The organism is Paenarthrobacter sp. UW852 (assembly GCF_024608385.1).
GTDB lineage: Bacteria > Actinomycetota > Actinomycetes > Actinomycetales > Micrococcaceae > Arthrobacter.
Genome location: NZ_JAMSGY010000005.1, coordinates 286,106 through 304,386, shown reverse-complemented (window position 1 = coordinate 304,386; position 18,281 = coordinate 286,106). Strand labels below are relative to the sequence as shown.

Genomic DNA, 18,281 nt, shown 5'->3' with positions numbered 1-18,281 from the left:
AATTCCTCAGGGTTGCGGGTTGTCGCCCGTGGAGCGGATGCGTTCCAGTACGGCCGTGGTGGAGTGCTCGGGCACGTAGTCCAGGATGGTCACGGTGCCGCCGCAACGTTCCACAGCCGCCGTTTCTGCCAACATTTCCGGCGTGTAGTCACCGCCTTTGGCATAGACGTCCGGCCGGAGGAGCTCGATCAATGGAATAGGCGTTGGAGTGTCGAAAACCGTTACGTGGTCCACGCAGCTGAGGGCAGCAATCACTGCGGCCCGGTCGGCTTCATGGTTGACGGGCCGGTCCGGTCCCTTGAGCTGCCGCACGGATGAGTCACTGTTCAGGGCGACCACCAGGACGTCCCCCAATTGCTTGGCCTGGTTGAGGTAGCGGGTGTGGCCACGGTGCAGGACGTCGAAGCAGCCGTTGGTCAGCACGATCCTGCGGCCCTCACGGCGATGCTCTTCAACATGCCGGGCCAACTCCCCTGCCGTCAGCGCTGTATCCGCGAACCCGCTCAGGTGCCGCGTCAGTTCATCGGTGGTGCACACCGACGTCCCTGGCCGGTGAACCACGATGTCGGCAGCGGCCTGGGCAAGGTCGACGCTGGTGGTCAGCGGCAAACCGGCCGCCCGGGCCAGGGTCAAGGCAGCCACGAAGGTATCGCCCGCACCTGAGGCCTGCTTCTCGGCTTGCGGACGGGCCCAGGTCCGGTGGGTGGCAACCTCGTCGGTGTCGGGGCCGGACTTCACTGTCAGCGTCCCCTCCCGGTCCAGTGTCACGACGACGGCGGACGCACCGGAGGCGCGCAGGAGCTGCTCCGCGTGCGCCTCCACGAAGGGGCAACGCGCGGCACCTCCCGGGAATTCGACGCCAAGCAACCGCGAGGCCTCCTGGGCATTCGGGGTAGCGAGGTGGGGCTTCAACCCTGCCCAGGCACCGGGATCGTGGGCATCAACAACCACAAGCCTGTCCTGGCGCTTGGCGGGTGCCAGCAGGTCAAGGAGCGCCGAGCGGACCGGCCCTGACAAGGCACCCGCCCCGTAATCGCACAGCACCACGGCCGCAGCGCCCTCAATGGCCTCGGGCACCAACGCGGCCATCACCTCGAGCCCTTCTGCCGGCAACCCGGGGGCTGCGTCATCCAAGCGCAGCATCACTTGCCCCCCGCTGCTGACCCTGTATTTGGTGGTGGTGACCATCTCCGGATGTGACACGACGTGGGAGACGTCAACGCCGGCATCCTCCAGCTGCTCGAGGAGCTGGAGGCCCGCGGCGTCGTCTCCCACAACGGAGACGAACCGTACTTCCGCTCCCATCGCCGCCAGGTTCATGGCTGTGTTGGCGGCCCCTCCGGGCGCAAAGTCGCGGCGCTGCACCTGGACCACCGGGGCGGGCGCTTCGCGGCAGAACCGTTCAATGGTTCCATCCCACCAGCCGTCCAGGATGGAGTCGCCGATGACTGTCACAACAGGACGTTCCTGGGCCAAGCGGGCTGGCAACCAGTCAGCCAGGCCTTCTTGATTGGAGAGGCGTGCCATGGGGTACCTTCCGATTGGATGACAGTTTCCTGTTCCCGACAGGTACCCCGCGGCACGGGCTTTACACGCCGGCCTTGGAGTTTCCGCTATTGACGACGAAGGGAAGTTCTCATGGCCACGGCTCCCACACCCGGAATCGGCCCGGTGTTGGAAAAATTCGGCGACGTCAGGCGGATTGCCGTCCTCAGGGGTGGCGGCTTGGGGGACCTGATTTATACCTACCCGGCCCTGTATGCCCTGAAGATTGCCTACCCGGATGCCACCATCACACTCCTGGGGACGCCTGTCCATGCCGCAGTCGCGGGCGCAACCACGGGGCCGGTGGACGACGTCGTGATGTTGCCTGTGGCGCGCGGCGTCCACGACGGTCCCCGCAACGGCGAGCGGTTCGACGACGACGCTGAGGACGTTGCCGCCCAGGAACAATTCTTTGAGGCCATGCGCGCGGAAGCGTTTGACCTGGCCGTCCAGATGCACGGAGGTGGACGGTTTTCCAATCCTTTCCTCCTCAGGCTGGGCGCGCGGCACACCGTCGGCACGCGCACCAAGGACGCCATGCCCCTGGAGCGGAACCTCGACTACGTCTACTACCAGAACGAACCGGACCGGTGGCTGGAAGTGGCGGGCCTCGCCGGAGCACCCACCGTGGTCCCACCGCCGCTGCAGCCGCACCCGGACCACCGGCAGGACGTTGCCGGCCTGCGGGACCAAGCCCGGAATTCCTTGGTGGTTCTCCATCCCGGTGCCACCGATCCACGGCGTCGTTGGCCGGCGTCGAACTTTGCCGATGCCGCTGCCGCCTTGGCGGCAGAAGGCGCGCAGGTGCTGGTGGTGGGTGACCGCTCAGAGAAGGCTTTGGCCCAGGAAGTCGCGGAGCTGGCGGTTCGCCAACTCCCGGCAACGGACCGGCAGGCAGTGCGGTCAGTGGCCGGCGAATTGGGCGTCGGGGAATTGGCAGCGCTCCTGGCCGAAGCCACGGTGATGCTTGCCAGCGACAGCGGTCCGCGGCACCTGGCGCAGGCCGTGGGCACCCCGACCGTTGGCATCTATTGGGTGGGCAACGCGTTCAATGCCGCACCGCGGGGACGAGGCCTGCACCGCGTCCACATGTCGTGGGTGACCCACTGCCCACGCTGCGGCGCGGATGTAACGCAGGTGGGCTGGACCGCTCCGCACTGCGGCCACGACGACACCCTGATCAGGGGCATCGCCGTGGCCGATGTTGTTCAGGACGTGCTGGACCTTACGGCCACGACCCTTCTTCTGCGGGGGTAATCAGGAGTTCGCGGACCTCGCTGCCGAATGGCTGCGAGAGTGCGAACACCACTGCTTGGGCCACGTTGGCGGGGTCATTGAGCTTGGAGTCGTCCTGCGGCTTGTACTGTTCGTCCCGGTCGTCGAAGAAGTGGGTCTTCATGCCGCCCGGGATGATCGTGGTGACGCCAATGACTCCCCCGGTCTCCGCTGCGAGCGCACGGCTGAAACCGATCACGCCGAACTTCGAAGCACAATAGGCGGTGGCGTCCGGCAAGGCCCTGAGGCCCAGCGTCGACGCGATGGTGATTGCGCGGCCGCGGGATCCCTTGAGGTAAGGCAGGGCCGCACGGATGGTGGAAACGGTACCCAGGAGGTTCACTCCGATGACCTTTTCCCATTCCTCGGCAGCAACGTCGCCCAGCTTCCCGCAACGATCGATCCCTGCCGCGGTGACCACCCCGTCCAGGCCGCCCAGGCTGTCGGCGGCTTCCTTGACGGCAGCTTCCACTGCTTCGCGGTTGGAAACGTCCACTTCCAGGGCTTTGGCACCCGAGACGTTGCTGACGTCCCGGTCGAAGACGAACGGCGTACCGCCGGCGTCCCGGATGGCTTCCACGATTGCTGCTCCCAGGCCGGAGCCGCCTCCAGTGACGATGACGCGGCCAGGTGTTTGCGTGTTCATGCGGTTCCTTTCGTTGATTTCCAACTCGTGGGTCAGCTGACTTTGGCCAATGCTGCAGCCAGGCCGCTGGTGGAGCGTGCCGGGTGAAAGGGCACAGTGACGCAGCGCCCTCCCCAGCCCGCGACAAGGCGGGCTTCCGGCAGTTCGTCGGGTTCGTAGTCGCCGCCCTTGACCCAGATGTCGGGCCGGATCCCCTGGAGGCAGGCCTCGGGGGTGTCTTCGTCGAAGACCACTACGGCGTCGACGCATTCAAGTGCCAGGAGCAACTCAGCGCGGTCCTCGACGCTGACAATGGGGCGGTGTTCACCCTTGAGCCGGCTGACGGATTCGTCGGAGTTGAGGCACACCACCAGGCAATCGCCCATGCTGCGCGCGGCCGCCAGCGTTCGGGCGTGGCCGGCGTGCAGGAGGTCGAAGCAACCCCCGGTTGCCACCACAGTGCCTCCTGCATCCCGGATGGATTGGGCGAGTTGGACGCCGTCGCGGATGTGGCTGTCAGGGCGTATCGGTTCGACGTTGTTAAGTCCGACGGCGGCACTCACCGCGGGCGCTTCGGGCAGCGCCGCCGCGCCTCCCTTGGCGAGGAAGGCCGACGCATCCTCCACCGCCCTCGCGGCGGCTTCCTGCAGTTCGAGCCCGAGGCCCAGGTACACGGCCAGGCTTCCCGCGAGCCGATCCCCTGCACCGCACGGATCGCTCACCGATGTCCTGGGCGCGGGGATGTCCACCGTTCCACCGGATGTTTCGACCAACACCGCCCCGTCTTCGCCCCTGGTCACCAACACGGCATTGCTCTGCCATTTTTCCCGCAGGTGCTCGGCGGCTTCGCCGGCACCGGTCCGTGAGGGGTTCAGTCCGCCCGCTTTGGCGGACGCGAGCGCTTCGGCCAGGTTCGGGGTTACGACGGCGACTCCGGGCACGGGTTCCGAACCGGCAGGATGCGGGTCCCACACCACCGGGAGGCGGCCGACAACCTCCGCCAAGGCCGCCCGAATCCCTGGGTTGGCGGTGATTCCACGGCCATAGTCCGCCACGACCACCGCATCGGCGGAAGTGATCGCCGCGAGCATTGCAGGGGTGCTGGACGGAACGGGGGCCGGCGCACACCCTTCGTCGAAACGGACCATCGGGTGGCTCCCGATCCGCACACGGGTCTTTGTGGGGGTAGGGGCCAGCGGGTCGCCGGCGAGCACCGACACGCCGGCCAGTGCGCGCCTGAGGTGGCTTGCGCCGTCGTCGTCCGATAGGGCGGTGACCAGCGTCACGTCGTGACCGTCCTGGGCAAGGACGGTGGCCACCAGGCCTGCTCCCCCTGCGCGGCGGCGGATGCCCGCGACGTCCACCACGGGCACCGGGGCGTCAGGGCTGAGGCGGGTGGCGGCGCCGTTGATATCCACGTCGAGGAGGACATCGCCCACCACCGTGATCCTCATGGCTGCCCGCCGGCGTAAGGACCGGTCCGCCGTGCCACCTCGGCGTCGAAGGCCCGGCAGACGGCGTGGACCGCGATGAGGTGGCCTTCCTGGGCGTTGGCGGCGATGGCGTCCACGGTGATGGCTTGGTCGCATGCGTCGGCCAGTGGGTTGGGGCCGGATCCGGTAAGGGCCCAGGTGGTGATGCCGCGTTCCCGGGCTGCGCGCACCGCTTTGAGCAGGTTGGGGCTGCGGCCGCTGGTGGACAGGAGGACCAGGATGTCGCCCGCACGGCCGTGGGCCCTGACCTGGCGGGCAAACACTTCCTCGTAGCCGTAGTCGTTGGAGAGCGCGGTGACAGCAGAGGACTCGGCGTGGAGGGAGATGGCAGAGAAAGGGGCCCGCTCGTCGTCGAACCTGCCAACAAGCTCAGCTGTGAGGTGCTGCGCTTCGGCAGCTGATCCGCCGTTGCCCGCAGCCAGCAGCCGCTGGCCCGACAACAGCCGGTTGGCGAGTTCGGTACCCCATTCGCACAACCGCCCTGATTGCGAGCGCAGGGATTCAAGCGCGGGCAGGACGTTGTCCAGGTGCGTTGTCACCGCCTTTTGGTGCGTGGGCCCGCCGGTTTCGGGAGTCCACCGTGCCGGGGCTGCCACAGGGCTTTTGATGGTCACAGGGCTGTTGATGGTCACAGGGCCGTTCCTTCCAGTGATTCCACACCATCGCCTGCTTGCCGGGAGAGGCCGGCAGCCAGGACGGATCGGTAGGCTTTCTCGGTGTCCGCGGCGATCCTGTCCCAGGTGTAGCGCGAGCGGGCGCGGCGGGCGCCGGCTCGCCCCATTTCGGTGCGAAGGGCAGGATCGGCGAGTAGTTTCCCCAGTGCTTCGGCTATCGCTTCCGGGTCCCGCGGCGGAACATGCAGCCCCGTTTTCTGGTCGACGACGGTCTCCCGGAGTCCGCCCACGGCGGCCGCGACCACGGGCACCCCGCAGGCCATGGCCTCGAGCGGCACGATCCCGAACGGCTCATACCAGGGGGTGCACACCACGGCGTCGGCGCTGCGGAAAATACCCGGCATCGCGTCCCTGGGGACCTGTCCGCGCATGGTCACCTTGTCTTCGACGCCGAGTTCCTTGGCCAGGGCATGGAGGCGCTGCGCTTCGGGGTCCTCCTCAAGGGTGAGCGCGTCACCGGAACCGCCCACAATCAGCAACTCCACATCGTTGAAGCCTGCGTCCGCCAGGAGAGGGAGTGCGCGGATGATCAGGTCCACCCCCTTGCGTTCCACGAGGCGTCCCACGCTCAGGATCCGATGCGTGCGCGAGGTGGGTTCGGCGTCGGACGTTCCGGGGAACAGCGTCAGGTCCACGCCGCAGGGGGCAATGGAGATTTTGGATCGGCTGATACCCAGGGCCTTGAGTTCGAAGACTTCGTCGGGGCAAGTGGCGATGACCCAGTCTGCGGTGCGGCCCACCCACGGCTCCAACCAGGCCCGGGCCGGTGGGCTGGTGTCCGCGGAGCCCTGGTGGCGGCGCTTCACCGAACCAAGGGCGTGGAAGGTCTGGACCACGGGCACGGGATCAGCGGCACCGGCACGTTTGGACGCCTGGATCGCTGCCAGTCCGGACATCCAGAAGTGCGCGTGCACGACATCCGGGAGGGCCTCGCCCCAGTCCGCACAAATCCCGTCCGCCAGCTCGCCCATGAACGGCAGGAGCTCGTCTTTGGGGATGCGCCGGGCGGGCCCCGCATCGACGTGCACCACAGTGAGTCCAGGCCCAACCTGCACCTTCGCCGGCAGATCGGGGTCATCACGCCGCGTGTAGACCGTGACGTGGTGACCGCGGGCAGCCAGGCTGGAAGAGAGCGCCGCTACGTGGACGTTCTGCCCACCGGCGTCGACGCCTCCCAGGGCGGCCAGCGGACTGGCGTGTTCGGAGACCATGGAGATTTTCATGGGTGCATCCTCTCGGTGTCATGGCTGGCCTGGGTGTGGTGGCTGAGCGGTATGAGCCCGGTTTGCGGGCGCTGTCCATGCTTGGCGGGAAGATCGGCGAGGAGCTCATCCCAGGCCCGGAGGAATTTGCCCAGTCCGTAGCGTTCAAGTGCTGCCTGGCGGGCCCTCAAACCGATCGCGTAGGCGTCGTCCGGGTCGTCCAGGAGGCGCCGGGCGAACTTTTGGAGATCGTCGACGTCGTTGGACACCAGGCCGGTACCGTGCGGGACTGCCCGGGCTGCTTCGGTGGTGGCGAGCGCAACGACCGGCATGCCCAGGTGCATGGCCTCCAACAGGGCAAGTCCCAGCGAGGTCCATCGCAGCGGGTGCAGGTAGAGACGGCATCTGGCCAGTTCCCGGTGGAGGCGGGCGGCAGGAACGTCACCCGAGATCCTGAGTCGATCCCCGCCCAGGCCGTGGCTGCCGAGGTCCAAAGCGGACGGCAACGCTTCCGTGCCCATCCCGAACACCCTCAGGGGTCCAACCCGGGCGAATCCCGGAAGCAAATCCGTGCCGGTGACCCGTCCACGCCGGACGGGCTCGTTGACCACCACGCCCATCTCCTCCCGCACACCGGTGTAGAGGTGCCCCGGATCCGGAATCCCGTGCTCGATCACTGCAGTGGGGGCCGAGCCCGTATCCCAGAAGAGCTGGTTGAAATGGGTCACGTGGACCACCGGGATGCTTCCCTGGTCGGCAAGTGGATGGAGCGAAAAGGGGACATCGCCCTTGGGGGTGTTGTGTTCCAGGTAGACCGCAGGAACGTCCACCCCCGGTCGGCGGCGCAGGGCCTTGGTGACGGCTGCGATTTCCTCCGGCCGTTGCAGGACCACGGCGTCCACACTGTCCGGGTCCAGCGTGCCCAGGTCCACTTCCTTGGCGGCGACCGGCCAGTCACGTCCCCCGCGCCCCAAACCCCAAGGGCCGCCGTCGGGCAATGTTGGCAGGAGGTATTCGTGCCGGCCCCGGACGAACGCTTCCATCCAGCCGCCGTGGACGTGCCACACCAGGATCCTCATGGTTTCCAGACCTTCCGTCGGGTGGAGAGCGACGACACGCCACCCAGCAACCGTTCGACAGCCTCCAGGACCTGCTCCGGGGTGACCGAGCTCAAGCAAGGATGCCCCGGCACGGGGCAGGTACGGGCCCTGGTGTTCTTGCATGCGGCTTCCTGGTCGCCCAGCAACTCCATGGGTACGCCGTAGGGTGCCCAGCGGATCGCCGGAACCACCGGCGCGAACAGGCAAACCACCGGGGTGCCCACCGCGGCGGCCAGATGGGCGGGACCGGTATTGCCCGTAATAACGACGGCGGCGCCCGCGAGTACCGCTGCGAGCGTGCGGAGGTCGGTTGCGCCCCCGAGGTTCCTTGCCGAAGGCCCCGCGACCGTTGCCGTGAGCGATGTTTCGCCAGGTCCCCCGGTGACCACCACCCGGTGTCCGTAGGCTTGCAGGACTTCCACGGTTGCTGCGTTGTGCAGCGCAGGCCAGGCCCGGGCGGGGGCCGTCGCGCCGGGGTGGACCACAATGTACGGGCCTTCGCTGGCCAGTTCCTGAGCTGTTTTGTCCGGATCCGGGCCGGCCGTGATCCGCAGTTTGCCGTCGTCACCGTTGGGCAGGACATACCCTCCGGCATCGGCGAGCGCCAGGGCACGGACGGCTTCGGGCTGGTCCTCGGGGAAGTCCTCGCCTGGTTTGAGCCGGACGTCCAGCAGCGAACCGGCGTAGTCCGTGGAAGCCCCCGTGATCTTTCCGACCCCGGCCAAGCGGAGCAACAACGCCAGCGGAAGCGGCGATTGGTGGAAGGACGTGAGGATCAGGGCTTCCTCAATGCGGGAACTGCGGACGAACTCGATCAATGCGTTGGTGGTGTCTTCCGTGGCAGGGGGCGCGGGATTCACAATCCAGGGGCAAGCCCACGTGTGCACCTGGGTCACGCCGGGCAGCATCCCGCCCGCGCTTGCGCCTTCAGGTCCGCACAGCAGGACCACGTCATTCGGCCGGCTCCCATCGGACCGGCTTCCGTTCGCCACAGCGCGCAGGGCAGGCCCGGCCAGGAGGACATCGCCCATGCTGTCCAGTCGGGCCACCAAGACCCGGCTCATACACGGGTGTCCTGTTCTTCAAGTGCCCCGGAGAGTACGAGGTCCACTGCTTGGCCCAAGTCCTCGGCAACAAAGCGGGCGGCGGCGATTTCTTCGCGCCGGGTCACGTCCGTTGGCACCAACACACTCCGGGCACCCGCTGCGGCGGCCGCTTCCATGTCTGCACCGATGTCGCCAACGAAAGCGACTTCCTCCGGCAAGAGACCCAGCGTGCTGCAGGCTCCCAGAATCATGCCGGGGGCGGGCTTGCGGCAGTCGCATCCGTCCTTCGGGCCATGTGGGCAGATTTCCCACACATCGAACGGGCCCAGGAGTTCATCCACCCGCTGATTCACTGACATGACCTGGTCCAGGGTCACCAGTCCACGGGCCACGCCCGATTGGTTGGTTACCACTCCGGTGGCCAGTCCAGCCCGACGCACTCGTTCGAGGGCGGACAGGGCACCATCCATGGGCTGCACCAGCTTCGGGTCGCCGTTGTATGGCACGTCAACGACAAGTGTTCCATCGCGGTCAAACAGGACCGCCTTCAACGTTCCGGTTCCTCCCATACCCGCAACGTTCCCCAGTTCTCCGGACGCTAAACAGTGCGGTCGCGAGAAGTTTCATGCCGCTAGACTCCTAGCGGGAGGCCTCCATGGACACTGTCGATAGCACCGAACAACCCTTGCTGCTCGCCCTGCGCGCCCTGAAGCTTGGCGACCTCCTGGTCGCTGTTCCGGCACTCCGGGGACTGCGGAGAGCATTCCCCGACCACCGGATCCTGTACGCCGCGCCGACCTGGATCGCTGAAGCATTGGAGCTGGTTGGGGGTATCCACCACCTGCCCACGCCGGGGCTCGACGATCCCCTCACGGTCCCGCGGGGCGCGGTGGACATCGCCGTGAACCTGCATGGAAACGGGGCCGAGAGCCGCCTGCGGATCGATGAGTTGCAGGCCCGGCGGGTGATCGCCCATGAATCGCCCGGCCTTGAGGGGCCTCCTTGGTCCACCGGGTTACCCGAGCGGGAACGCTGGACCAGGCTGCTGAATTGGCATGGGATTGACGCCGATCCCCTGGACTTCCGGCTGCAGCGTCCCGCCGTTCCTTCGCCGAGTCCCGGCGCCACAGTGATCCATGTTGGCGCTGCGTACGGCAGCAGGCTGTGGCCGGTGGAGCGATTCGCCGACGTCGCGGTCCAACTCGCTGCGGCAGGGCACCGGATTGTCCTCACAGGCGGCACGTCGGAGCGCGGGCGCGCCGAGGAGACGGCTGCCCTGGCCAAGCGCAAAGGAGCAAACCTCGACGACGGCCTGCTGGCTGGGCGGCAGGGGCTCGCAGAGTTTGCGGCCACCATCGCAGAGGCGCGCCTGGTGGTCTCCGCTGACACTGGGGCGGCACATCTTGCCTCTGCCTACGAGCGCCCGTCAGTGGTGTTGTTCGGTCCGGCACCCGCCGAGGAATGGGGTCCGCCGCCGGGCCCGCACGTGGTGCTGACCGCCGTCGAACTTCGCCGCGGCGACGTCTTCTCCGCAGACCCCGACCCCGCACTCCTGGCGGTCAGCGTGCGCGATGTCCTGGACGCCGTGGAGCGCCTGGACTGCTAGCTGCCCGTGGTCGTGTAGCTAAAGGGCTGTTCCGTCCCGGAGCCGGACTTCGTCGTCCAAAAGTTTGGTTTGGAGCGAGACGAGGACCTTGGAAAGCTTGCGTGAAACCTGCATCTGGGACATTCCCAGGGCCTCCGCAATGGTGGACTGCGTCTCTTCGCGGTAGTAGCGCCGGTACAGCAGGTGGCGGTCCTCAGGCCTTAGGTCACGAATCGCATTCCGGAGAGCCAGCACGTCCTCCAACCGGTCAGTGGGGCAGCCAAAAGCAGACAGGGAACCCTGCAACCCCTCACGACCCTCCCCCGCGGGAGCGTCAAGGGAATCCGGACGCTTACTGGTGCCCGCCATCAGCGCTTCGCGCACCTGGCAGGGTTCCAGCCGGAGGTCCTCTGCGACTTCCTCCGGGGATGGCGTCCGTTGCAGCACCTGTGTCATTTCCTCCGTCCGGGCCAACACCTGGCGACGAACGTCCTGGATGGTGCGGGGCGGCCTGACAACCCAGCAATGGTCGCGGAGGTACCGCTTGACCTCGCCGGCAATGGTGGGGGCGGCATAGGCCGGAAAACTGACGCCTTTGGACTCGTCGTAGCCTCGGGAGGCCTTGATGAGGCCCATGTAGGCGACCTGCCTGACATCATCCAGGTCGTGGGTATGGGCGGAATACCTGGCCGCAATGGATTTGGCCAGATTGAGATGGTCCAGGACCAGGCTGTCCTGAAAACTTTGGCGGATGCTTCCTTCAGGGGCAACCGGAGGCCTGGTACTGACGTCGAAAGGTCGGGTTTGACGCATGGGCTTCAATCCTTTGACCGGATGAGGGGTGAGCCCACGGCAAGACTCCTTAAAAAGAGAAGCACACTTACTATTGGCTTTCAACGGGTGCCGGAGGTTAGTCTCGAAAGGTAGCCACCGCCACGGATCGGAGATACACATGGAAGACCCACAGCTCCTCGAGCCGAATTCCGTGGTGGCTGAGGTTCAGGACTTGCTGCTCGCCACTCCTGACGTCGAGGACTTTCTCCATGAGTTGGCCCGGCACTCAGCTGCCATGTTCAGCACTCCCGAAAAGGATGTGTATTGCGGCATCACCCTGATGCGGCAGCGCAACGCCGGCACAGTTGCCAGCAGCAGTGAACGCGCGCGCCAGCTCGACGAAATCCAATACTCCTTCGCGGACGGGCCCTGTCTTCACGCCTGCCGCGAGGCCACCCAGGTCCACATCCCGGATTTCGAGAAGGACAACACCTGGCCCGAGTACAACAAGGCCATCACAGACCACGGTGTCCGCGCCGTCCTGGCTGTTCCATTCCCCCTGTCCGAGGGGGTCGCCATGGCTGGCCTTAACCTCTACTCAGACCAGCCCCACGCCTTCGACCAAGCCGCCGTGCAGCGTGCCAACGACTACGTTCAACAGGCATCCAAGGGCCTCCAGCTCGCCGTGCTGATCGCGCAACACAGCCAAACCGCGGCCAACCTGAGGGCCGCCATGGAATCCCGGACGGTGATCGACGTGGCGACGGGCATCATCATCGCCCAGAACCGCTGCACACAGGTCGAGGCCATGGAACTCATCAAGAAAGCCTCCAGCAACCGGAACGTCAAGCTCCGTGTAGTGGCGCAGGCCATCGTTGATTCAGCCGGGGGCGGACCGATCCAGACCGTGTTCCAGTAGGCTCCGGGCTTTCTGGCGCGGGCGCGGTCCCGGCCTTCTTCGCCACGCCCACCCCTGATCCCGGCCTTCTTCGCCACACCCACCCCTGGTCCCGGCCTTCTTCGCCACGCCCACCCCTGATCCCGGCCTTCTTCGCCACGCCCACCGTTCAACGGCGCGCCCGACCAACAACGCCGGGAGGCCCACGCCCCCACCAGTCCTCCCCAGCTCCTGTTTTGCACATAGGGACATCAGGGCGGCCGGATGAGTCGCTTTCTGCCTCAGTGTTCTCGTATGGACATTCCTTCCGGGCTCATCGAGACACCCGCAATCCTCCGCTCCGGAGGCAGAACCGACGCCGTGCACAGCAGCTTCATGGCCGGCAATCTTGTGAGGATCCGGCGCGGGTTCTACGTACCAACTTCCCAGTGGGTCGAGGCCAAGCCTTGGGACCGGTTCGCGTGGACCCTGGCGGCCGCCACCCGAGCTATACCTGGCCTCGTTCTTTGCCGCGAAACCGCTGCATTCGCCGCAGGGTTACCAATACTTCAGACGCCATCCCATGTGGAATGCTTGACGCCCCATCCGAGCCGATCCGGTAGCCGACGCCCCACTTTCTTAGCCCACCAAGCCACTGATCAGGATGGTCGCGTCGTAAGGGAAACTGGTTACCCGTTGCGGTATCACCTTGGCCAGGAAGGACATCGGGAAACCCACGGAGAATTTACCTGCACTGGACTTCTGCGAACAGTCCTTGATGTGGCCTTCTCCTCCAAACTGAGCCAGTCATTGGTAGTCACCGATGGCGCAGCCCGGAAGCTGTGGCTCCGCGGAGAATTGGAGCCTGGCGTCAGCCTCCTGGAGCACCAGGAGCTCGCCGCTGCCGTTCGCTCACACCCGCACGCGGCGGCCCGGCATCGTGCCGAACTCGCACTGGCCCTTTCGAACCCCTTGGTTGAGTCCGCCGGGGAGTCCTACAGCCGTGCAGCCTTTCACTATCTGGGTTTTGAACAGCCCGAACTGCAGCACGGCTTCAGCGATCTTGATGGCTTCATAGGCCGGAGTGACTTCTGGTGGCCTGGTCAGGACGGAAGGAAGGGTGTAGTCGGGGAGTTCGATGGCAAGGGCAAATACACGGACGCCATGTTGAGAAGCGGTGGCAGTCCGGAGGAGACCCTCTACCAGGAAAAGATCCGCGAAGACCGTATCCGGGCACTGGGCTTTGCTTTCGTCCGATGGGGATGGTCGCATGTCCGGGATCCGGAACGGCTGCGCAGGAAACTCATCGCGGCCGGGTTGTCTCCCGCGGGAAAGTCCGCGCTACTGAGAACCGTTTCCACATGAACTGGTGCCCAATCCGGCCCTTGTTGGCCTGCCGTCGCGTACTCCGGCGGGATATTCGTACATGTCCGGGATCCGGAGCCTGGAACGAGTCGGCGGGCACAAAAAAGGAAGGGAAATTATCCCTTCCATATTCAATGTATAACCCACACGGGGGCTTGCGGCAAGGCCCCCTGCATGCCGAACAATGGGTCGACGTACCCCCATCACCACAGAAAAAGGGAGTCGTGGGATGCCCGAAACCAGCCCTCTGAAATCCAGTGCTTTCGCCCTGCCCGAGCACCTTAACCGCAAAGCCAACCCCAAGCTGATTGGCAGCGATGAGCAACACTTTGAGGCAATTGCTGAGACCCTCGCGGAGTCCATCGCCGGTTTGTCCGACCGTCTGGAGGAGACCCGCAAGCAACCAGCCGGTCGCGGCCAACGGGCGTTGGACCGTGACCAGGAGATCCACCGCCTGACTGCCCGCCTCCGTGCGCTCCGCCGCTTTGGGCTGGATCTGTGCCTGGGCCGGATGATCCCCGAAGACACTCAGGAGCCGGTGTACGTTGGCCGTTTGGGCCTGAGCGACAAGCGCGGACGCCGCCTCCTTGTCGACTGGCGTTCGCCGGCCGCCGAGCCGTTTTTTGGTGCAACGCACGCCAATTCCATGGGCTTGGTGAGCCGTCGCAGATACTGCTGGACCCGGGGCAGGATCAGCGATTACTGGGACGAGGTGTTTACGGCCGACGGGCTGGAGGGGAACGAGGCCCTCGATGACCAGTCCGCGTTCATAGCCAGCCTGGGCACCAGCCGCTCCCCACGGATGCGGGATGTGCTGGGGACGATCCAGGCTGATCAGGACGCGATTATCCGGGCCGGCTCGCGGGGTGCCCTGGTGGTGGATGGAGGTCCAGGCACTGGCAAGACGGTGGTTGCACTCCACCGCACGGCCTATCTGCTGTACTCGGATCCCCGTCTGGGCCACCGGAGCAACCACCGGAAGAGCGATGTCCTTTTCGTCGGCCCACACCAGGCCTACCTGGCGTACGTCGCCGATGTCCTCCCCAGCCTGGGAGAAGAGGGAGTGCAGACGTGCACACTCAAGGACCTCGTCCCGGAAGGAGCCGGCGCCGGGGATGAACAGGATCCGGAGGTGGCGCGGCTCAAGTCGTCCGTGAACATGGTGAAAGCGATCGAGTCGGCAGTCCGGTTTTACGAGGAGCCGCCATCGAAGGGACTGACGGTCGAAACTCCGTACGCGGACATCCGGGTGGGCGCTGAGGACTGGGCGGAGGCTTTCGATGCCGCCGAACCCGGTACGCCACACAACGAGTCCCGCGACGAAGTGTGGGAGGCACTGCTCGCTATCCTCATCGACAAAATGGAGGATCACGACATTCCGGAAGACATCCTGCGCCAAGCCTTCTCGCAGAATGCCGAACTGCGCAATGCCTTCAACCGGGCGTGGCCGCTGCTGGACTACAAGGGCCTGGTGGCAGACCTCTGGAGCGTTCCCGCCTACCTGCGCTTGTCGGCACCGTGGCTGCATGCCGAGGAAATCGCCGCCTTGCAGCGTGACGAGCCGGCCGCGTGGACAACCTCCGACCTTCCCTTGCTGGATGCAGCCAGGCAGCGGCTGGGTGACCCTGAATCGTCGCAACGCAGACGACGGCGGCAGGTCGCCTTGGCTGCCGAGCGGCAGTTGATGGACCGGGTGGTCGATGACCTGATTGCGGCCGACGACTCCGAACTCATGGAGATGTACATGCTGCGCGGCGATGACATGCGGGAGAAGCTCGTGGACGAGGATGGCCTGGAGGCAACCGATCCCGACCTTCTCGCGGGTCCATTCGCGCACATTGTGGTCGATGAGGCGCAGGAGCTGACCGACGCGGAATGGCGGATGCTGCTGCTTCGCTGCCCTTCGCGAAGCTTCACTGTGGTGGGCGACCGTGCCCAGGCCCGGCACGGATTCAACGAATCATGGGAGGAACGCCTGGAGCGTGTGGGAATGGGAAGCGTGCAGATGGCCACACTCAGCATCAACTATCGGACGCCGGAGGAGGTCATGGCAGAAGCCGAGCCCGTGATCAAGGCAGTCCTCCCTGACGCAAACGTGCCTGTTTCGGTCCGCAGCACGGGGATTCCTGTGCTGCACCAGCACGCGGATACGCTCCATCTGGTCCTGGACACCTGGCTCGCGGCCAACGCTGAAGGAACAGCGTGCGTCATCAGCAAACAAGGACACTCCGACGCCGGTCCTCACGAGGGCCGCGTCTACTGGCTCACTCCGGAATTGGCGAAGGGGCTGGAGTTCGACCTCGTCGTCCTGGTCGACCCGGAAGAGTTCGGTGAGGGAGGCGCGGGCCACGGCATGGAAGGCGCGGTGGACCAGTATGTGGCGATGACCAGGGCAACCCGGCAGCTGGTAGTCCTCCGAAGCACCCACAATGTTCCGTGATGTCTGTTCAGTGATGACTGTTCACGGTCCGTTAATCCCGTGCTGTGGCGCCGGTCCTAGTTCAGTGTCGGGGATGTCTGCTGTACTGGAAGCATGACTATTCTGACTGATACTCCAGTTGCTGGCATCGATGACCAGCTCAAAAACAACAACAAGCTCATGATCGCTTTGGACGTCGACGGCACACTCGTCGATCACGATGGCCACATGTCCCCGGCTGTCCGGTCCGCTGCACAGGCCGTTGTGGCCAGCGGGCATGACGTCATGATCGCTACGGGCCGCTCACTCAATGCCACGCTTCCCATCATCGAACAGATCGGCCTGGAGCGGGGTTACGCGGTCTGCTGCAACGGCGGCGTGACGCTCCGGCTGGACCCCGCAGTGGAGTCCGGCTACGAAATTATCCACAAGGCCACGTTTGATCCCGCTCCGGCGCTTCAGGCACTGCGGAAACGGCTGCCTAACGCCAAGTACGCGCTCGAGGATGAGGACGGAAACTTCCTCTCCACCGAACGCTTCCAGGATGCCAGCTTCGGCGTGGAGTCCATCGGCGTCGACTTCCAAACGATGCTGGACGCCACTGCGGTCCGCGTGGTGGTTTTCAGCACCGACAACACGTCGGAAGAGTTCAACGAGGCAATCCGGCACATTGGACTGTCCGGCGTGACCTATTCCGTGGGCTGGACGGCCTGGTTGGATATCGCTGCTGAGGGCGTCACGAAGGCCAGCGCTTTGGAAGCGCTGCGGCAGAAGCTCGGCACGGACCAGGCCAACACAGTGGCCGTGGGCGACGGCCGCAACGACATCGAGATGCTCACGTGGGCCGGCCGCGGCGTTGCCATGGGCCAGGCTCCGGATGAGGTTCTCGCCGTTGCTGATGAGGTCACCGCGTCAGTGCTCGACGACGGCGCAGCCCTGGTTTTGCGCGGCCTGCTGTAACTGCCACCGAAAACCCCTAGAGGACCGGCAGGACCTCGAGTCCGCCAAGGTACTTCTGCAGCGCCTTGGGAACATTGACCGAGCCGTCCGGGTTCTGGTGGTGCTCAAGGATGGCCACGATCCAGCGCGTAGTGGCCAACGTACCGTTCAACGTGGCCACGGCACGGGTGCCCTTGGCGACACCTTCGTCGTTGATCACGCGTTCACGGATGTTGAGCCGGCGCGCCTGGAACGTGGTGCAGTTGGATGTCGAGGTGAGCTCGCGGTAGGCGTTCTGCGTGGGGACCCAGGCTTCGCAGTCGAACTTGCGGGCTGCGGACATGCCCAGGTCTCCGGCTGCGGTGTCGATCACGCGGTAAGGAAGCTCGCACTTGGCCAGCATTTCCTCTTCCCAGGCCAGCAGGCGCTCATGCTCGGCGGCAGCTTCCTCAACGGTGGTGTAGATGAACATCTCCACCTTGTTGAACTGGTGCACGCGGATGATGCCTCGGGTGTCCTTGCCGTGCGAACCGGCCTCGCGGCGGTAGCAGGAGCTTTGGCCCGCATAGCGGATGGGGCCTGCGGAGAGGTCCAGGATCTCGTCTGCGTGGTAGCCGGCGAGGGCCACTTCCGAGGTTCCCACAAGGTAAAGGTCGTCTTCAGCGAGACGGTAGATCTCGGCATCGTGCTTTACATCGAAACCTGTGCCCTGCATGGTCTCCGGACGCACCAAAGTGGGGGTGATCATGGGGACGAAGCCAGCATCGATTGCCTGTTCCATGGCCATCTGCAGCAACGCCATTTCCAGCCGGGCGCCAACGCCGCGGAGGAAGTAGAAGCGTGAACCGGAGACCTTGGCACCGCGTTCCATGTCGATCGCGCCGATCAGTTCGCCGATTTCCAGGTGGTCCTTCGGCTCAAAATCGGTGAATTCGCGCGGGGTGCCGACGGTCTTGACCACGACGTAGTCGTCTTCGCCGCCCTCGGGCACGCCGTCCACAACGAGGTTCGGGATGACCCGCAGGAGCTCCTCCTGCTTGGCCTGGGCTGCGGCGGCTTCAGCGGAAGCGGCCTTGACCGAGTTGGCGAGCTCCTTGACCTCGGCCAGAAGGGCCTGCTTTTCCTCACCCTTGGCCTGGGCCACCTTCTTGCCGAAAGCATTCTGCTCGGCGCGGAGGGTTTCGTGGCGGATCAGTGCTGCACGGCGATCGGCGTCAGCGGAGATGATCGCGTCCACAACGGACTCATCGGCACCACGGGCGCGCTGGCTGGCACGGAACTTGTCCGGATTTTCGCTGAGGTCTTTTACGTCGATCACCACACAAGAGTATCGAATCCCCCGCAGAACACCGGTGCGCCGGC

The 18,281-nt window shown here is 65.5% G+C and carries 16 protein-coding genes; 6 read left to right on the top strand and 10 right to left on the bottom strand.

Features of this window, described 5'->3' with window-relative positions; translation table 11 throughout:
- Positions 1–6: 6 nt before the first annotated feature.
- Positions 7–1,527 carry a D-glycero-beta-D-manno-heptose 1-phosphate adenylyltransferase gene (gene rfaE2 / locus NEK97_RS11480; RefSeq protein ID WP_257370049.1) on the bottom strand — a complete coding sequence of 507 codons (1,521 nt, stop codon included), beginning with the start codon at positions 1,525–1,527 and terminating at the stop codon, positions 7–9.
- Positions 1,528–1,638: 111 nt separating this feature from the next.
- Here rfaE2 and NEK97_RS11475 point away from each other — a divergent pair, with 111 nt between their 5' ends.
- A complete protein-coding gene (locus tag NEK97_RS11475; RefSeq protein ID WP_257370048.1) occupies positions 1,639–2,802 on the top strand; it encodes a glycosyltransferase family 9 protein in 1,164 nt (387 codons plus the stop codon).
- Here the strand turns inward: NEK97_RS11475 and NEK97_RS11470 are convergent.
- Genes NEK97_RS11470 through NEK97_RS11440 form a run of 7 tightly spaced genes read right to left on the bottom strand, consistent with a single transcriptional unit; the run spans position 2,771 to position 9,529 of the window.
- Positions 2,771–3,466: an SDR family oxidoreductase gene (locus tag NEK97_RS11470; protein WP_235517991.1), complete on the bottom strand. Its 696-nt coding sequence runs from the start codon at positions 3,464–3,466 to the stop codon at positions 2,771–2,773. The genes NEK97_RS11475 and NEK97_RS11470 overlap by 32 nt on opposite strands.
- 32 nt (positions 3,467–3,498) lie before the next feature.
- Positions 3,499–4,899 carry a PfkB family carbohydrate kinase gene (locus NEK97_RS11465; protein WP_257370047.1) on the bottom strand — a complete coding sequence of 467 codons (1,401 nt, stop codon included), beginning with the start codon at positions 4,897–4,899 and terminating at the stop codon, positions 3,499–3,501.
- Entirely contained in the window at positions 4,896–5,534 is a 639-nt protein-coding gene (locus tag NEK97_RS11460) for an SIS domain-containing protein (RefSeq protein ID WP_374111528.1), read from the bottom strand. The genes NEK97_RS11465 and NEK97_RS11460 overlap by 4 nt, the downstream gene beginning before the upstream one ends.
- 32 nt (positions 5,535–5,566) lie before the next feature.
- Positions 5,567–6,835 carry a glycosyltransferase gene (locus NEK97_RS11455; RefSeq protein WP_257370046.1) on the bottom strand — a complete coding sequence of 423 codons (1,269 nt, stop codon included), beginning with the start codon at positions 6,833–6,835 and terminating at the stop codon, positions 5,567–5,569.
- A complete protein-coding gene (locus NEK97_RS11450) occupies positions 6,832–7,893 on the bottom strand; it encodes a glycosyltransferase (RefSeq protein ID WP_257370045.1) in 1,062 nt (353 codons plus the stop codon). Before NEK97_RS11450 ends, NEK97_RS11455 begins: the two co-directional genes overlap by 4 nt.
- The gene (locus NEK97_RS11445; protein WP_257370044.1) at positions 7,890–8,978 is read right to left on the bottom strand and encodes a glycosyltransferase family 9 protein; all 1,089 of its coding nucleotides are present in this window, start codon (positions 8,976–8,978) and stop codon (positions 7,890–7,892) included. The genes NEK97_RS11450 and NEK97_RS11445 overlap by 4 nt, the downstream gene beginning before the upstream one ends.
- Positions 8,975–9,529 (bottom strand): HAD-IIIA family hydrolase, encoded by a 555-nt coding sequence (locus NEK97_RS11440; protein ID WP_257370043.1) that lies wholly within the window; start codon positions 9,527–9,529, stop codon positions 8,975–8,977. The genes NEK97_RS11445 and NEK97_RS11440 overlap by 4 nt, the downstream gene beginning before the upstream one ends.
- 86 nt (positions 9,530–9,615) lie before the next feature.
- Here NEK97_RS11440 and NEK97_RS11435 point away from each other — a divergent pair, with 86 nt between their 5' ends.
- A complete protein-coding gene (locus NEK97_RS11435) occupies positions 9,616–10,566 on the top strand; it encodes a glycosyltransferase family 9 protein (RefSeq protein WP_257370042.1) in 951 nt (316 codons plus the stop codon).
- Positions 10,567–10,584: 18 nt separating this feature from the next.
- Here NEK97_RS11435 and NEK97_RS11430 read toward each other — a convergent pair whose 3' ends face one another.
- Positions 10,585–11,358 (bottom strand): sigma-70 family RNA polymerase sigma factor, encoded by a 774-nt coding sequence (locus NEK97_RS11430; RefSeq protein WP_257370041.1) that lies wholly within the window; start codon positions 11,356–11,358, stop codon positions 10,585–10,587.
- A 139-nt stretch (positions 11,359–11,497) separates the two neighbouring features.
- Here NEK97_RS11430 and NEK97_RS11425 point away from each other — a divergent pair, with 139 nt between their 5' ends.
- The 4 genes from NEK97_RS11425 (at position 11,498) to NEK97_RS11410 (ending at position 16,940) form a co-directional block, all read left to right on the top strand.
- A complete protein-coding gene (locus NEK97_RS11425) occupies positions 11,498–12,238 on the top strand; it encodes a GAF and ANTAR domain-containing protein (protein ID WP_257370040.1) in 741 nt (246 codons plus the stop codon).
- Between the two features lie 738 nt (positions 12,239–12,976).
- Positions 12,977–13,561, top strand: coding sequence for a hypothetical protein (locus NEK97_RS11420; protein ID WP_257370039.1), 585 nt, complete (start codon positions 12,977–12,979; stop codon positions 13,559–13,561).
- A 229-nt stretch (positions 13,562–13,790) separates the two neighbouring features.
- Positions 13,791–16,001 (top strand): RNA polymerase recycling motor ATPase HelR, encoded by a 2,211-nt coding sequence (gene helR / locus NEK97_RS11415; RefSeq protein WP_257370038.1) that lies wholly within the window; start codon positions 13,791–13,793, stop codon positions 15,999–16,001.
- Positions 16,002–16,094: 93 nt separating this feature from the next.
- The gene (locus NEK97_RS11410; protein WP_257370037.1) at positions 16,095–16,940 is read left to right on the top strand and encodes an HAD family hydrolase; all 846 of its coding nucleotides are present in this window, start codon (positions 16,095–16,097) and stop codon (positions 16,938–16,940) included.
- Positions 16,941–16,956: 16 nt separating this feature from the next.
- On the opposite strand, the gene serS is transcribed toward NEK97_RS11410, so the two are convergent.
- A complete protein-coding gene (serS, locus tag NEK97_RS11405) occupies positions 16,957–18,237 on the bottom strand; it encodes a serine--tRNA ligase (protein WP_211710411.1) in 1,281 nt (426 codons plus the stop codon).
- Positions 18,238–18,281: the final 44 nt, after the last annotated feature.

What these genes read in the sequence shown, in the direction of transcription:
- rfaE2 (WP_257370049.1), bottom strand. Translation starts at nt 1,527, where the DNA reads ATGGCACGCCTCTCCAATCAAGAAGGCCTGGCTGACTGGTTGCCAGCC.
- NEK97_RS11475 (WP_257370048.1), top strand. Translation starts at nt 1,639, where the DNA reads ATGGCCACGGCTCCCACACCCGGAATCGGCCCGGTGTTGGAAAAATTC.
- NEK97_RS11470 (WP_235517991.1), bottom strand. Translation starts at nt 3,466, where the DNA reads ATGAACACGCAAACACCTGGCCGCGTCATCGTCACTGGAGGCGGCTCC.
- NEK97_RS11465 (WP_257370047.1), bottom strand. Translation starts at nt 4,899, where the DNA reads ATGAGGATCACGGTGGTGGGCGATGTCCTCCTCGACGTGGATATCAAC.
- NEK97_RS11455 (WP_257370046.1), bottom strand. Translation starts at nt 6,835, where the DNA reads ATGAAAATCTCCATGGTCTCCGAACACGCCAGTCCGCTGGCCGCCCTG.
- NEK97_RS11450 (WP_257370045.1), bottom strand. Translation starts at nt 7,893, where the DNA reads ATGAGGATCCTGGTGTGGCACGTCCACGGCGGCTGGATGGAAGCGTTC.
- NEK97_RS11445 (WP_257370044.1), bottom strand. Translation starts at nt 8,978, where the DNA reads ATGAGCCGGGTCTTGGTGGCCCGACTGGACAGCATGGGCGATGTCCTC.
- NEK97_RS11440 (WP_257370043.1), bottom strand. Translation starts at nt 9,529, where the DNA reads ATGGGAGGAACCGGAACGTTGAAGGCGGTCCTGTTTGACCGCGATGGA.
- NEK97_RS11435 (WP_257370042.1), top strand. Translation starts at nt 9,616, where the DNA reads ATGGACACTGTCGATAGCACCGAACAACCCTTGCTGCTCGCCCTGCGC.
- NEK97_RS11430 (WP_257370041.1), bottom strand. Translation starts at nt 11,358, where the DNA reads ATGCGTCAAACCCGACCTTTCGACGTCAGTACCAGGCCTCCGGTTGCC.
- NEK97_RS11425 (WP_257370040.1), top strand. Translation starts at nt 11,498, where the DNA reads ATGGAAGACCCACAGCTCCTCGAGCCGAATTCCGTGGTGGCTGAGGTT.
- helR (WP_257370038.1), top strand. Translation starts at nt 13,791, where the DNA reads ATGCCCGAAACCAGCCCTCTGAAATCCAGTGCTTTCGCCCTGCCCGAG.
- NEK97_RS11410 (WP_257370037.1), top strand. Translation starts at nt 16,095, where the DNA reads ATGACTATTCTGACTGATACTCCAGTTGCTGGCATCGATGACCAGCTC.